Genomic DNA, 13,903 nt, shown 5'->3' with positions numbered 1-13,903 from the left:
TCGCCTCTCGATTGGCGCGAGCGGGAGCGGGGGTTACCCGCTCCTGCCGCTAACTTGCTTACGCTGCCTTTGCTTTCGGCTTGGACAGCATGGACTTCAGGTTTCCGACCAGCGACTTGCCGGGAGCAGCAGCGTCCTTCGCCGCCTGGGCGAGGCCCGCTCCTTCTTCGCTGGCATGGTTGAGGACCATGTTGGAAAGCTGGTTGAACGGCGCCGTGAACTTGCCGCCGGCGACTTCCGCCATCGGCTTGCCGAGCTTCGCCGCTTGCGCGGCGATCTTGCCGTCGACCGGGAACACGATGTCCACCGGACGCTCGATCGACTGCTCGAAGTCCTTGCGACTGATTTCCAGAGCGCCGCCCGAGGGCACGCGATTGGCAATCACGACAACCTTGGTCTGCGGAGCGTTCGACTTGAGCCATGCGAGCACCCGGATGGTGTCGCGGGTGGCAGCGAGCGTCAGCTCGGCAACGACGACTGCAACGTGCGCGTCGTGGACCATGTGCGGATACTGGATCAGCATGTGGCGCGGCAGGTCGAGAACGGTCGACTCAAAGGCGTTCCGCATCTCTTCCTGAAGCTGGAAGAACGCGGTTCCGTCCGTCACCAGGGGCTGGTGGATCGGCGCTTCCGCCGACAGCACCGACAAGCGCTCGTTGGCGCGAACCATTGCACGCTCAATAAACAGGCCGTCGATGCGGCTCGGGTTCTCGATGGCGTCGGTCAGGCCGCGGCCCGGCTCGAGGTCGAGCGCCAGAGCGCCGGTGCCGAAGTGAACGTCGAGGTCGAGAAGGGCGGTCGAACGCCGCGCCCGCTCACCGAGCAGCCATGCCAGCGAAGTCGCCATCGTCGAAGCGCCGACGCCGCCACGAACGCCGATCACTGCCGACATCACGTGCGGCTTGTCCGCCTGAGCTTCGCCCCGGGGACCCGACAGGATCATCTGCGCATGCGCAAAGGTGTCACGCAGCTGATCGACCGTGAACGGCTTCAGCAGGTAATCGTGGATGCCGCTCGCGACAAGGTCGCGGTAGAGACGAACGTCGTTCACAGCGCCGGCCGCGATGACGATCGTGCCCGGCTCGCAAACCTCGGCGAGGGCGTTGATGTCGTTCAGCGGGTCGGCCGATTCCGACAGGTCCACGAACAGGATGTTCGGGCTTGCCGAGACGGACAGGGACTGAACCGCGTTGCGCAGCCCGCCCTTGTTCACCTTTTCCGGCGACCAGCCGTGCTCGACCGCAACCGGCCGCAGCATGTCGGCAGTCGCATCGTCGCAGACGAAAGCAGTGAACGGGTCACGCAAACCGGCGCGTCCCTGGAACGGAGCGTTCATCACTTAGATCCCTTCGTGTTGACGTCCAGGAGGCCCTTACTCCCCGTGGGCGGCGTCGAGCGATACAGCTGCACGGCCTTCGCACCCGTCATGGCGTCAGCGACGCCGGTGCCTTCCTGACCGTGAACCAGGTCCTCCGGATTGGCGACCATCATCGCCAAGTCGGAATTCACGCCACAACCGAAGTTCGAGAGAGAACGGTTGTTGAAATCGGGGGACGATGGCCGGCTCCAGTTCGGGCAGTTGGCCACAATCGCGCGGCGCCGCGAGACGACGACGCGGACTGCGCCGGGCTGCACCATGCCGGCAGTCACCGGGGCGCCAGCCTGGACCATCATCCCGTAGTTGCCGGCAACGGCCGCAACCTGTTCGCGGGCGACATAAGCGTCCGCGCCATCCACGTAGATCGAGTCGCCGTAGCCGAGGCCGAGACCCTGGAACCAGGAGTTCAGCCGTTCGGGCTCACCTGGAGCAAGGGTGCCGCCGGGCGCCGCTGCATCGAACACGTAGTCCGCTGCAGTGACCACCGGCTGGTTGACCGATTCGACGCCGCGATCCGCGAGGTCATGCGGCGTATAGCCGCAGCCGCCGGTCGCGATCGACGCGAGAACGAGAGTGGCGATCCTGATACGCATCTTTCTGTCCTTCCTGAGCGGGCAGGTCACAGCTTGAAGCCGGGCGCGGGGGCTGCTGCTGCAGCTCCTGCGATTCCTGGCATCGGAGCTACGGCGACATTGGGCGTCCCGCTGACACCGGTGAAAGTCTGGCCCTCGAGCACCTGCTGCGGATCCGTCGGGGCACGGTAACCGTCCGTGGGAAGTGGCAGGCGGCCGGACACCGGGCGCACCAGGTACGGCGTGACGACGATCACCAGCTCGGTCTCGTTGCGCTGGAAGCTCGACGACCGGAACAAAGTGCCCAGGATCGGCAGGTCACCAAGGAACGGAGCCTTGTTGATGCTGTTCGAAGTGTGGTTCTGAAGCAGTCCGCCGATCATGAACGACTGGCCCGAGCCGAGCTCGACCGTCGTTTCCGCGCGGCGGGTGGTCAGGGCAGGGACCTGCACTTCGCCGATCTTCACCGATCCGGCGTCGCTCAGTTCGCTGACTTCCGGGCGGACACGCATCGAAATGCGGCCGTCCGCAAGCACCACCGGCGTGAAGGCGAGGCCCACGCCATATTGCTTGTACTCGACGCTGACGGAGCCGAGGCCCTGCGAGATCGGGACCGGGAACTCGCCGCCGGCAAGGAAGCTCGCCGTTTCGCCGGAGAGTGCGGTCAGAGTTGGCTCTGCAAGCGTGGAAACCAGGCCGTCGGTCTGCGCCAGATCGAGCGAGCTGAGCAGGTCGAGCCCGAGCACGTGGCCAGCAAAGCCGAGAGACGTTGCCCCCGCTGCGCCCTTGAAACTGTTTGCGCTTCCCGAGGTGCCGAGGGTCAGGCCACTACCCTGCGCAATGCCGAACGAAAATCCGCCGGTTGTGTCGCGCGACAGCAAGTTGACGCCGACCTTTTTGAGCAGCGACCGGTTAACTTCCGCGATGCGCACCTTCAGCGTGACCTGCAGCGGCGTCGCGACCTTGAGCCGGTTGACCGGCTGGATGTCGAGCGCGTCGCCCTGCTTCTTGCCCGGGTTCAGCAGCCCGAGAACCAGCGCCTCCGCCTGTGCCGCGTCTTCCGGCGAGGCGACGGTGCCGTTCAGCACTGCGACCTGCCCGACGGGCGTAACCGTGATGTTGGTGTCCGGCATTGCCGCGTGCAGCACCTCGTTGATGGAGCTGACGTTCTGGCTGACGTGCACATTAGCGCCGTAAACCACCGAACCGTCGGCTGCCGTGGCGATGATCGTCGCCTGGCCGAAGCCCTTGCCGAACAGGTTCATCTGGCGCGGGCTGTTGACGAAGACGTCTGCAACACCGGGGTTCGACGTCCAGACGCTTGCAACGCTGCGGGGCAGGTTGAGCATCTGGCCTTCGCCGATCGAGAGCAGGACTTGGTTCGTCGGCCGGTAGGCGCCTGACGTATACGCCAGGGGCTGGGCCTTGGCCGGGGCCGGTGCAGCCGTCACGCAAAGCGCGAGGGCAACTCCAGTCAGGGCCGTGCCGAGCTTGGCCCGGCGGATGATGGCTTGAGTCTTCATGTTATCGAGCTCCAACCGGAACAACGGTGACGTCATTGCCACGAGCGATGCGGACGACAGGTCCAACAGGGGTCGGGGCGCCTGAGTAGGACGGACCGCGGCTTCCAGCAGGCCCACTCGGTGCCGAGCTCTGGGCGCTGCTGTCCGGAGTCCGGGCAGGGACCGTCCGCCGCTGGAAGCGGGAGACGTCTCCACCGGTCGTGAAGGTCGGGTTGCTGTCGAGCGGCCGATTGGCTGCTGCAAGGAGCATCTGACGCTCCTGCGCGGGGTTCATGCCGGCCGGCACCTTTATGTCACCGGCCGCAACCGCACGCTCAAGCTCCGACGTGTCGTCGGCGATCGAGCGCAGCGAGAGGGACAGCGTGCCAAGGCTCTGGGCAACCGAGATCTTCTCGGCGATCTTGGGCGTGACTTCCATGGTCACGTTCGAGAAGGTGCGAACCACGGTTTTGCCTTCGGCGTCCTTGTCGGTGATGCGCTGGTCGGTCGCGAGGACACGGATGTTGCGCACGATCGTCTCGGAAACCTTGAGGGGAGGGCCGTCACCACCACCGGAGACCTGCTGCGTCAGTACCATGTCGACGTGGTCGCCAGGGAAGACGAAGCCGGCGACGCCGGTCGACGAGTTCACCGGTACGGTGACTGCACGCATTCCCGGGCCAAGCGCCGCGGCGAGGAAGCCACGGTCCTGCGGTCCGACAACGGCGCCGCGAGTCAGGGGCTGGCCGGCTGTGATCTGATAGCGGACAACCGTGCCCAGCAGCTGCTGGAGGTTGGCGTCAGGCTGGCCTTCCGTATAGTAGGCGCCCTGCATGAGCTCCTTCGGCCAGGGCTGCCAGCTGAGGCTCTCCGCGTCGATGATGGTACCGACCGGAAGCGCCTTCTTGGCGACCAGGATCTTCGGCCCAACGGGGACGGCAGGCGCCGCGGCGGCCTGCTGGGCTCCCGCGCCGGCAAACATGTTCTTGGCCATCACTGCGGTGATCACCGCGATGACCAATGCTCCAACGAGCAGAGCAACCTTCTTCACATCCATGGCGCGATCGCCTCCCCCAGTCGGGCATTCATTGCAGCGTCACTCATCAGGCAAATTGGTTAAGAAACCGTTGGGCGAGAATGGCCAAACCGCCGATAGCGATGGCGACGCCGTACGGAATCTGCGGACGGCCCGTCCGGCGCCGCATGCGATGCAGCACCAGCAAGCCAATCGTCAGCAATCCTCCGGCCAGTGACATCAAGACGAGAAAGCGCAGCGTTGAAGCGGGCGAGAACCACAGCGCCAGCGCCGCGGCGAGCTTGACGTCACCGCCGCCCATCATGCCGGCGTAGAAGGCGGCCGCGAGCAGGGCGAACACTCCGGCACCAAGGGCTAGCTGGATCGCGACGCCGGGCCACAAGGGCAGCGCAATCGACAGCCAATAGACTGGCGCAAGCAGCGCGACGGTCAGGTTCAGCCGGTTGGAGATGGTGAACGTGCGCACGTCGATGACTGCCGCGACCACCAGGATCGCTGCGAGCGCGATAAGCAGAATGTCGGTTAATGCGCCGTTGAACATGACGTGCACCACTAGACGGCGCGGCTTTCCAATTCGTAACCGCGGTCCCGATGACTCACTTCGATGTCGCAATCGTCGGCGGCGGAATTGCCGGCGCCAGCCTAGGCGCCCGGATCGCGTCCGCCGTCCGCACCGTCATCTTCGAGGCGGAGGAGAATTGCGCAACGCATGCCACCGGGCGTTCGGCGGCGTTCTGGCTGGCACATTACGGCGGAACCCCGATCATCCCACTGAGCATTGCTTCACGACCTCTTCTCGAGAGCGGCTGGCCGGCCGGCGATCACTCGTTTCTGAGGCAGCGCGGGTGCCTTACCATTGCGCGCGAAGGGATGGACCTGCGCGACGCCCTCAGCGTCGCGTCCGACAGAGCGCCGCGGCGGGGGCATCTGCGACGGCGCGAACTCGAAGGTGCGCTGCCGGGCCTTTTGCCTGGGTGGGACTTCGGCCTGCACGACCCGAGTTGCGCAGATATCGATGTCGCCGGTCTCCACAATGCTTGCCTGGCCAGCTTCGGACGTGCCGGCGGGCGCCTGGTTCGCTCTGCTCCTTTGCGGCGGGCCGAGCGGCGCGACGGCCGTTGGCACATCGAAGCAGGTGCGGATCGCTTCAGCGCCGACGTGCTGGTCGATGCAGCCGGCGCCTGGGCGGACGACGTGGCGGCTCGCTGCGGAGTCGCTCCCCTTGATATCCGGCCGTATCGCCGAACGATCGTGCAGTTGCGCATGGGCAGGTCGGGCCTGCGTGATCTGCCGCTGGTCATCGATGCCCTGGGCCGCTTTTACTTCAAGGGCGAGGGGGACAATCGCCTGTGGGTCAGCCCGCATGACGAGACTGCGGCAGAGCCGTGCGATGCCGTTCCGGAAGAAATCGACGTGGCCACCGCCATCGATCAGCTGCAGTCCGTCGTGGATTGGCCCATCGAAGCTGTCGAGCATAAATGGGCGGGGTTACGGAGCTTCACCCCGTCGCGAGTGCCCGCCTACGGGTTCGACAGCGACGTTCCGGGATTCTTCTGGTGTGCGGGGCAGGGGGGCTTCGGAATCCAAACCGCGCCTGCCGCCTCGGCGCTCGCCGCAGCGCTCCTCATCGGAACGGAGCCCGAGCCGTTCGTCGCGGACATTGACCCCGCCGTCTACGCCCCACAGCAGCTGGGCTAACGAAGCTTGTCGGCCTCAGCGCAGGCGAGAGCGTCCACGCGATCATTCTCGGGATGCCCGCTGTGACCCTTGACCCACTTCCAGTCGATCCGGTGCGGAGCGGCGGCATCGAGCAGCTGCTGCCAAAGCTCGGCATTCTTGACCGGCTTCTTGTCCGACGTGCGCCAGCCATTGCGGCGCCAGCCATGGATCCACTTGGTGATGCCGTCACGGACGTAGACACTGTCCGTGAACAGCCGCACGCGGCACGGGCGCTTGAGCGCCTGCAGGGCCGCAATCGCTGCCATCAGCTCCATACGATTGTTGGTCGAAGGCGTTTCCCCCCCGGAGATCTCGCGCTCTTTGCCGCCCATCCTCAGGAGCGCCGCCCAGCCGCCGGGTCCCGGATTTCCGCGGCAAGCGCCGTCCGTGAAGATTTCGACCTCGGGAAGCTCCGTCACGTCAGGCGACAAGCTCGCGCGGGAGCTTGAAGACCATTCGTTCGGGTGTGTGGTCCGCCACTTCTTCGGTCACTTCGAAACGCTGGCGCAGCGCCTCCAGCACTTCGCGCACGAGGAGCTCGGGAGCCGACGCTCCCGCAGTGAGCCCCAGCGTCCGCGGCTCACCAAGCCAGGCCCAGTCGATGTCCGAGGCGCGCTCGATCAGCCGCGCGGGCACGCCCAGGCGCTCGGCGACTTCGGCGAGGCGCAGCGAGTTGCTGCTGTTGGGGGCGCCGATCACCAGCATACGGTCGCACTCGGCGGCGATCGCCTTGACGGCCGCTTGCCGGTTCGACGTCGCGTAGCAGATGTCCTCGCTCCGTGGCGCGCGAATCTGCGGAAAGCGCGCTTTCAGCGCCTCGACGACTGCCGCCGTGTCATCCACCGAAAGCGTCGTCTGGGTCAGGAACGCCAACTCGGCGTTCTCCGGGACCCGCACTTCGCCGACATCATCGACACTCTCAATGAGGGTCATCGATCCCGAAGGCACCTGACCGAAGGTGCCGATGACTTCCGGGTGCCCAGCGTGACCGATGAAGAGGATGTGCCGACCCTCCTCGATCAGCCGCTCGGCCTGGCGGTGGACCTTGGAGACAAGGGGGCAGGTCGCATCCACATAAGTCAGGCCGCGGTCCTGCGCCGCGGCCGGGATCGCCTTGGGCACTCCATGCGCGGAAAAGACCACTGGGCGGTCGTCGGGGACCTCATCCAGTTCGTCCACGAAGACGGCGCCCATGCCCTTCAGCTGCTCGACGACGAAGCGGTTATGAACGATCTCGTGGCGGACGTAGACCGGCGCTCCGAAGCGCTCCAGCGCGAGCTCCACGATCTGGATCGCGCGGTCGACACCCGCGCAGAAACCGCGTGGAGCTGCGATGAGTACGCGAAGTGGCGAAAGTGGGCTGAGGGGTTCAGGCACGGTGCAGGCCATGTAAGGCATCGCTTGCAGCCATAGAAGGGGCTTCCTATGAACGCGCAGCCTCCTATTCCGCCCTCGTAAGGACCGTGCCCTTGAAGCTTCGCCTCGTCGCCTTGCTCGCCGTCACACTGCTTAGCGCCTGCCGCCACGCCGGCGAACTCACGTCGGAAAACGGCGGGGGCATCTATGCGGTTCGCAGCGCTTGCCCGATCATCGGCGTCCCTGCGGGAACCAGCGACATCACGCTCTTCAACCCCGCCGACAGCCGGGACGCCAGGGCGATCGACGTGACTGCCACGATTTCGGACGTCCGGTCGACTTGTGCCGATTCCGGAAACGATGTGGTCTCGACGGCAACATTCACCGTCGTCGGCCTGCGCCGCGACGCGGGGCCTGCGCGGCAGGTGGTGCTGCCCTATTTCGACACCGCGCTTCAGGGTGGCAGCCGCATCGTCGCAAAGCGCGTCGGCCAAGTCGTGTTGAACTTCCCGGCCGGCAACATGCACGCATGGACTCGGGTCCAGGCATCGATTCGCGTCAACCGCTCGGTCGCGACCCTGCCGGAGAGCGTCAGCAAGTTCCTGACTCGCCCGCGCAAGGCTGGGCAAGCGGACGCAGCCGTTGATCCGCTCTCGGACCCCTCGATCCGCACGGCGGTGGCCGATGCCACCTTCGAGCATCTGATCGGCTTCGAAATGAGCGAGGACCAGCTTCGCTACAACGCAACGCGTTAGAAGTTCGCCATAAAGTCGCGTTGACTCCGGCACCGGGCGCAGCCAAGGCTCCCGGCGTCACCGGAGGCTAACCCTTCCGGAAAGGCCGCACGGGAGAGACTGCAGCCAACTGCAGCGCCGAAGGAGCAACCGCCCCCGGAAACTCTCAGGCAACATGGACCGTGCGTGCCTGACAGTCTGGAAAGTGCCGGCGCCGCTCTCGGGTGACGCAGGCCGCCGAAGGGGCAAAGCTCTCAGGCGCTAGAGACAGACGGGGGCGGCAGTCGAAGCGCTCGGGCGAGCGTTGGCAGTCGCACCCTATGCCGGAGCGCCAGGAATGAGCAGGGAAGTCCACAACGGCCCCACCGATGACACGCAGGCGAGGGGCACGCCCTTCAGCGGCGATCCCAATGGGGGCGAGGGCACCGAGCCCGAGACGCTCAACCGGCTTCCATTAGACGACTGGCACCGCTCGCGCGGCGCCCGCATGGTGCCTTTCGCCGGCTATGAGATGCCCGTGCAGTACGAAGGCATCATGGCCGAGCACAACTGGACGCGCGAGAACGCCGGCCTGTTCGACGTCAGCCACATGGGCCAGTTGCTAATCCACGGCCGCGACGCCGATATCGCCCTTGAGAGTGTCCTCCCGGCGGATCTTCGGTCGGCCAAGGACATGAAACCCAAATATTCGCTGCTACTCGCCGCGAACGGCGGCATCGTCGACGACCTGATGGCGACCCGCCGCGGCGACGACTTCTACGTGGTCGTCAACGGAGCGACGAAGCAGGGCGACATCGCCTATCTGGAGCAGAAGCTTCCCAGCCTGGTCATCGACTACATGAAGGAGCAGGCGCTGCTCGCACTTCAGGGCCCGCGCGCTGCCGAAGTGCTCGAAGTGATTGTGCCGGGCGTCTCGCAACTCGGCTTCATGGAAGCTGCGCCCTTCCGCGCTCTCGGCCAGCCGCTGTGGATCAGCCGCTCCGGCTACACCGGCGAGGACGGTTTCGAGATTTCGGTGCCCGCCATCGCTGCCGCAGAGCTTGCCGATGCCATAGCCGCAAGCGAGCTCGTCCGGCCGATCGGGCTCGGCGCGCGAGACTCGCTCCGGTTGGAAGCTGGCCTGCCGTTGTACGGGCACGATCTCGACGAAGAGACGACGCCGGTAATGGCCGGCCTCACCTTTGCCATCAACAAGCGCCGGCGCGGCGAGGGTGGCTTTCCGGGCGACATGCGTATTCTCGCCGAGCTGGAAAAGGGCGCGCCGCAGAAGCGCATCGGCCTCGAAATCGACGGACGTCAGCCGGTCCGCGAAGGAGCGCTGATCCTCGACGATGAAGGCGACCAGGTCGGGCGCATCACCAGCGGCGGCTTTTCGCCGAGCCTCCAACGCCCCATCGCGATGGGCTACGTCGCGAGCCACCTCGCCGAACCGGGGACGGCGCTGAAGCTAGAGCAGCGCAGCAAGCTGTTCGACGGTCGCGTCGCCACGATGCCGTTCGTCCCCCACCGTTATCACCGCAAGGGAGCCGCCTGATGAGTCTGCATTTCACGCGTGAGCACGAATGGATCCGGGTCGAAGGCGACACCGCGACGATCGGCATTTCCAGCCATGCCCAGGAGGCGCTCGGCGACATCGTGTTCGCCGAAGTGCCGGAAGCCGGCCGCCGCGTCACCAAGGGCCAGGAAGCCGCTGTCGTCGAGTCCGTCAAAGCGGCGTCCGATGTCTACGCGCCCGTGTCCGGAGAGGTTGTGGAGGGGAACCAGGCGCTCGCGGACGATCCCAGCGTCGTGAACAGCGATCCGGAAGGCGAGGGCTGGTTCTTCAAGATCCGGCTCGACAATCCGGGCGAGCTCGACGGTCTGATGGACGAGGGTGCGTACCGCGAGTGGATCAAAACCCTTTGAGCCAACGCGTCGCCTCGACCAGCAGTTGGAACGCGGCCGATTACGCGCGCGTCGGCGGCTTCGTCGCCGAACTCGGCGGAGCCGCGCTCGACCTGCTCGATTCCCAGCCCGGTGAGCGAATCCTCGATGTCGGCTGCGGCGAGGGAACTCTGACCCGCAAGATCGTCGAGCGAGGCGCAACGGTGCTCGGCATCGACAACTCGCCGGAGATGATCGCTGCCGCGCGTGCCAACGGCATCGACGCCGTCCAGCTCGATGTCGCCGACATGACCTTTGCGGGCGAGTTCGACGCCGCGTTCTCGAATGCGACGCTGCATTGGGTGCTGGAGAAGGAACAGGCCGCGCGCGCCATCTTCCGAGCGCTCAAGCCGGGCGCCCGCTTTGCCGGCGAAATGGGCGGCGAGGGGAACATTGCGAGCCTGCGCGAGGCCCTCGATGAGGAACTGATCATCCGCGGCTACCTGCCGCCCTCCGAAGCCGCGAACTGGTACGCTTCCCCCGACGAGTTCGCCGCAGTCTACGAAGCCCCCGGCTTCGAACAGATCGATGCTCGTTTGATCGAGCGTCCCACACCGATCGAACATGGCATCGCACAATGGGTGACGACCTTCCGGCGCGGCTGGCTCGACCGGGCGGGCGTTCCCGACGAGGAACGTTCTCAGATCGGCGCCGCCGTCGCCGACCGCGTCGGCTCCGACATGGCTGACTACGTCCGTCTCCGCTTCATCATGAGAAAGCCCAACTGATGCGTTACCTGCCGCTGAGCGATGCCGATCGCAGCGAGATGCTGCGTGTGATCGGCGCCGACTCCGTTGACGAGCTGTTCAGCGACGTGCCCGAGGAGCTTCGGCTCAAGCATCCGATCGAAGGCTTGCCAATGCATGCCTCTGAACTGGCTGTCGAGCGGCACATGTCGGCTCTTTCACGCAAAAACATGGTCGCAGGGGACGTGCCGTTCTTCCTTGGGTGCGGCGCCTACAAGCACCACGTTCCAGCAAGCGTCGACCACATCATCCAGCGCGGCGAGTATCTGACCAGCTACACGCCTTATCAGCCTGAGATTGCGCAGGGCACGCTGCAGATGATGTTCGAGTTCCAGACGCAGGTCGCTCGCCTGTACGGCTGCGAGGTCGCGAACGCGTCGATGTACGACGGTTCGACCTCCATGTGGGAAGCCATTCTGATGGCCCACCGCATCACGCGGCGGAACAAGACCGTGGTCTCGTCAGGCGTGCACCCGCACTATGTCGGCGTCGCTACCACCATGGCGAAGTTCACCGGCGATGCGCTCGACACCGCGCTGCCGGAGCTGAGCGCCGAGACCGACGTCGAGCGCCTCCTCGGCAAGATCGACGGCGAAACCGGTGCCGTGGTCGTGCAGTACCCTGACATCCTCGGACGGGTAACCGACCTGACGCCCATCGCCGAAGCAGCCCACGCCGCCGGCGCCTTGCTGATCGCTGTCGTAACGGAGCCCGTTGCACTCGGCCTGATCCGCTCGCCGGGCGAGATGGGTGCGGACATCGTTGTCGGTGAAGGCCAGGCCATCGGTGTCGGCCTGCAATTTGGTGGGCCGTACGTCGGATTGTTCGCCTGCCGCGAGAAGCACGTGCGGCAGATGCCGGGCCGGCTCGCCGGCGAGACCGTGGATGCCGAGGGCAAGCGCGGTTTCGTCCTGACGCTCTCCACGCGTGAGCAGCACATCCGCCGCGAGAAGGCGACCTCGAACATTTGCACCAGCTCGGTGCTGTGCGCGCTCGCCTTCACGGTTCACCTGACGCTGCTCGGCGAAAAGGGGCTGCGGCAGCTCGCGTCCTTGAACCACGCGCGCGCGTGCGAGGTTGCCGACCGGTTGTCCGCGATCCCAGGCGTCGAGCTGGTCAACGACAGCTTCTTCAATGAATTCACGCTGCGGCTGCCGGTGGAGGCCCGTCCGGCCGTCCACGCGCTTGTCGAGCGCAACGTGCTCGGCGGTGTGTCGTTGGGGCGGCTCTATCCAGGCGTGGAGGAGTTGCAGAACGGCCTGGTCGTCGCAGTCACCGAAGTCGTCACGGACGAGGACATCAGCGCGCTGGAAGCGGCGCTGAAGGAGGTGGTGCAATGACCGTCAATCCGTCTGGCTGGCGGCCCTCCGCGCCCGTCGATGAACAAGGCGAGGCCAGCACGGTAACCGGCAATCGCGCGCTAATGCTCGAGGAGCCGCTGCTGTTCGAGATCGGCTCGACCGAGCAGACCGGCGTCGACCTTGCCGACACGGACGTGGGCAGTTTGCGGTTGGCTGGGCTGGAACGGAACCGCTCCATCGGTATCCCCGGCCTGTCGGAGCCGGAGACCGTGCGCCATTACACCCGGCTGTCCCGGCAGAATTACGCAATCGACCTTGGCCTGTTCCCGCTCGGCTCGTGCACCATGAAGCACAACCCGCGTCTCAACGAGAAGGTCGCGCGACTGCCCGGCTTCGCCGACGTTCACCCGCTGCAGCCGCGCGAAACGATCCAGGGGGCCCTCGAAGTCATCAATGAGCTGGCCTTCTGGCTCCTCGACCTCACCGGCATGCATGGCGTCGCGATGAGCCCCAAGGCCGGCGCTCACGGTGAGCTGTGCGGAATCCTCTGCATTCGTGCAGCGCTGGAAGCGCGCGGCGATGCTCGGGAAGTGATCCTCGTTCCAGAAAGCGCTCACGGGACCAACCCGGCCACGGCGGCCTTCGCCGGCTATCGTGTCGAGAATATCCCGGCGACCAGCGAAGGCCGCGTCGACCTCGAAGCGCTGAAGAGCCGGCTCGGACCCGACGTTGCCGCGGTGATGATCACCAACCCGAACACGTGCGGCCTGTTCGAGCCGCAGATGAAGGCGATCAGCGACGCGGTGCACGCCGCGGGCGCATTCGTCTATTGCGATGGCGCCAATTTCAACGCCATCGTCGGCAAGGTGCGCCCGGGTGACCTCGGCATCGACGCGATGCACATCAACCTGCACAAGACCTTCTCGACCCCGCATGGCGGCGGCGGTCCGGGTTCCGGGCCGGTGGTGCTTTCCGAAGCGCTGAGCGCCTTTGCCCCGCTGCCCTACACCGCGCGGACCAAGGACGGCGTCGTGCACCTCGTCGAGGAAGAGGATTCCGACACCTTCGCGGAAGCCCACTTCGGCCGCAAGCTGCAGAGCTTCGGTCGTATGGTCGCCTTCCACGGTCAGATGGGCATGTTCACCCGTGCGCTCGCCTACATCCTGAGCCACGGCGCCGACGGCCTGAAGCAGGTCGCCGAAGATGCAGTGCTGAACGCCAATTACATCCTCCGCAGCCTCGAAGGCGTGCTCGACGCGCCGTTCGCCAGGAGTGGGCCGTGCATGCACGAGGCGATCTTCTCGGACCGCGGCTTCGAGGGCGGCACCAGCACGATCGATCTCGCCAAGGCTTTGATTGACGAGGGCTTCCACCCGATGACCATGTATTTCCCGCTGGTTGTTCACGGCGCCATGCTGGTCGAGCCGACCGAGACGGAGTCGAAGCGCAGCCTTGACGAATTCATCATGGCGGTGCGCTCGATCGCGGAGCGCGCGAAGGGCGGCGACCAAAGTCTCAAGGCAGCGCCGGTGCACGCCCCTCGTCGCCGCCTCGACGAGACTCTGGCAGCGAGGAAGCCGGTGCTGACCTACAAGGATCCGGAGCCGGCCCAAGCCGCCGAATAGGTAACGAGGGG

At 65.8% G+C, this 13,903-nt stretch carries 14 protein-coding genes and 2 riboswitches; of the genes, 7 read left to right on the top strand and 7 right to left on the bottom strand.

Annotated elements, in window-relative coordinates:
• Positions 1 to 58: 58 nt before the first annotated feature.
• The 5 genes from ACUXST_RS04705 to ACUXST_RS04685 are packed head-to-tail and all read right to left on the bottom strand — an operon-like array spanning position 59 to position 5,029.
• Positions 59 to 1,336 (bottom strand): pilus assembly protein CpaE, encoded by a 1,278-nt coding sequence (locus ACUXST_RS04705; protein ID WP_458388777.1) that lies wholly within the window; start codon positions 1,334 to 1,336, stop codon positions 59 to 61.
• Complete coding sequence (locus tag ACUXST_RS04700; protein ID WP_458388776.1) at positions 1,336 to 1,971, bottom strand: CpaD family pilus assembly lipoprotein; 636 nt, start codon at positions 1,969 to 1,971, stop codon at positions 1,336 to 1,338. The genes ACUXST_RS04705 and ACUXST_RS04700 overlap by 1 nt, the downstream gene beginning before the upstream one ends.
• 26 nt (positions 1,972 to 1,997) lie before the next feature.
• The gene (locus tag ACUXST_RS04695) at positions 1,998 to 3,473 is read right to left on the bottom strand and encodes a type II and III secretion system protein family protein (protein WP_458388775.1); all 1,476 of its coding nucleotides are present in this window, start codon (positions 3,471 to 3,473) and stop codon (positions 1,998 to 2,000) included.
• A gap of 1 nt (position 3,474) precedes the next feature.
• Positions 3,475 to 4,509, bottom strand: a complete 1,035-nt coding sequence (gene cpaB, locus ACUXST_RS04690) for a Flp pilus assembly protein CpaB (RefSeq protein ID WP_458388774.1) — start codon at positions 4,507 to 4,509, stop codon at positions 3,475 to 3,477.
• A 46-nt stretch (positions 4,510 to 4,555) separates the two neighbouring features.
• Positions 4,556 to 5,029 carry an A24 family peptidase gene (locus ACUXST_RS04685; protein WP_458388773.1) on the bottom strand — a complete coding sequence of 158 codons (474 nt, stop codon included), beginning with the start codon at positions 5,027 to 5,029 and terminating at the stop codon, positions 4,556 to 4,558.
• Between the two features lie 50 nt (positions 5,030 to 5,079).
• Between ACUXST_RS04685 and ACUXST_RS04680 the strand changes: the two genes are divergently transcribed.
• Entirely contained in the window at positions 5,080 to 6,186 is a 1,107-nt protein-coding gene (locus ACUXST_RS04680; protein WP_458388772.1) for an NAD(P)/FAD-dependent oxidoreductase, read from the top strand.
• On the opposite strand, the gene rnhA is transcribed toward ACUXST_RS04680, so the two are convergent.
• Both rnhA and ispH read right to left on the bottom strand, forming a co-directional pair.
• Entirely contained in the window at positions 6,183 to 6,626 is a 444-nt protein-coding gene (rnhA, locus tag ACUXST_RS04675; RefSeq protein WP_458388771.1) for a ribonuclease HI, read from the bottom strand. The genes ACUXST_RS04680 and rnhA overlap by 4 nt on opposite strands.
• Position 6,627: 1 nt before the next feature.
• Entirely contained in the window at positions 6,628 to 7,596 is a 969-nt protein-coding gene (gene ispH, locus ACUXST_RS04670; RefSeq protein ID WP_458389012.1) for a 4-hydroxy-3-methylbut-2-enyl diphosphate reductase, read from the bottom strand.
• A gap of 74 nt (positions 7,597 to 7,670) precedes the next feature.
• On the opposite strand from ispH, the gene ACUXST_RS04665 reads away from it, so the two are divergent.
• The 6 genes from ACUXST_RS04665 (at position 7,671) to gcvPB (ending at position 13,892) form a co-directional block, all read left to right on the top strand.
• Entirely contained in the window at positions 7,671 to 8,318 is a 648-nt protein-coding gene (locus tag ACUXST_RS04665) for a hypothetical protein (RefSeq protein ID WP_458388770.1), read from the top strand.
• Between the two features lie 80 nt (positions 8,319 to 8,398).
• Positions 8,399 to 8,490: riboswitch (glycine riboswitch) on the top strand.
• Between the two features lies 1 nt (position 8,491).
• Positions 8,492 to 8,572: riboswitch (glycine riboswitch) on the top strand.
• 62 nt (positions 8,573 to 8,634) lie between these two features.
• On the top strand, positions 8,635 to 9,831 hold the full coding sequence (gene gcvT / locus ACUXST_RS04660) for a glycine cleavage system aminomethyltransferase GcvT (protein WP_458388769.1): 1,197 nt from the start codon (positions 8,635 to 8,637) through the stop codon (positions 9,829 to 9,831).
• Positions 9,831 to 10,202, top strand: a complete 372-nt coding sequence (gcvH, locus tag ACUXST_RS04655) for a glycine cleavage system protein GcvH (protein ID WP_458388768.1) — start codon at positions 9,831 to 9,833, stop codon at positions 10,200 to 10,202. The genes gcvT and gcvH overlap by 1 nt, the downstream gene beginning before the upstream one ends.
• On the top strand, positions 10,199 to 10,948 hold the full coding sequence (locus tag ACUXST_RS04650; RefSeq protein WP_458388767.1) for a class I SAM-dependent methyltransferase: 750 nt from the start codon (positions 10,199 to 10,201) through the stop codon (positions 10,946 to 10,948). Before gcvH ends, ACUXST_RS04650 begins: the two co-directional genes overlap by 4 nt.
• Positions 10,948 to 12,306, top strand: coding sequence for an aminomethyl-transferring glycine dehydrogenase subunit GcvPA (gcvPA, locus tag ACUXST_RS04645; RefSeq protein WP_458388766.1), 1,359 nt, complete (start codon positions 10,948 to 10,950; stop codon positions 12,304 to 12,306). The genes ACUXST_RS04650 and gcvPA overlap by 1 nt, the downstream gene beginning before the upstream one ends.
• Positions 12,303 to 13,892, top strand: a complete 1,590-nt coding sequence (gene gcvPB / locus ACUXST_RS04640; protein ID WP_458388765.1) for an aminomethyl-transferring glycine dehydrogenase subunit GcvPB — start codon at positions 12,303 to 12,305, stop codon at positions 13,890 to 13,892. Before gcvPA ends, gcvPB begins: the two co-directional genes overlap by 4 nt.
• Positions 13,893 to 13,903: the final 11 nt, after the last annotated feature.

The organism is Sphingomonas sp. F9_3S_D5_B_2 (genome assembly GCF_054263715.1).
This window is presented reverse-complemented; position numbering and strand designations above follow the sequence as displayed.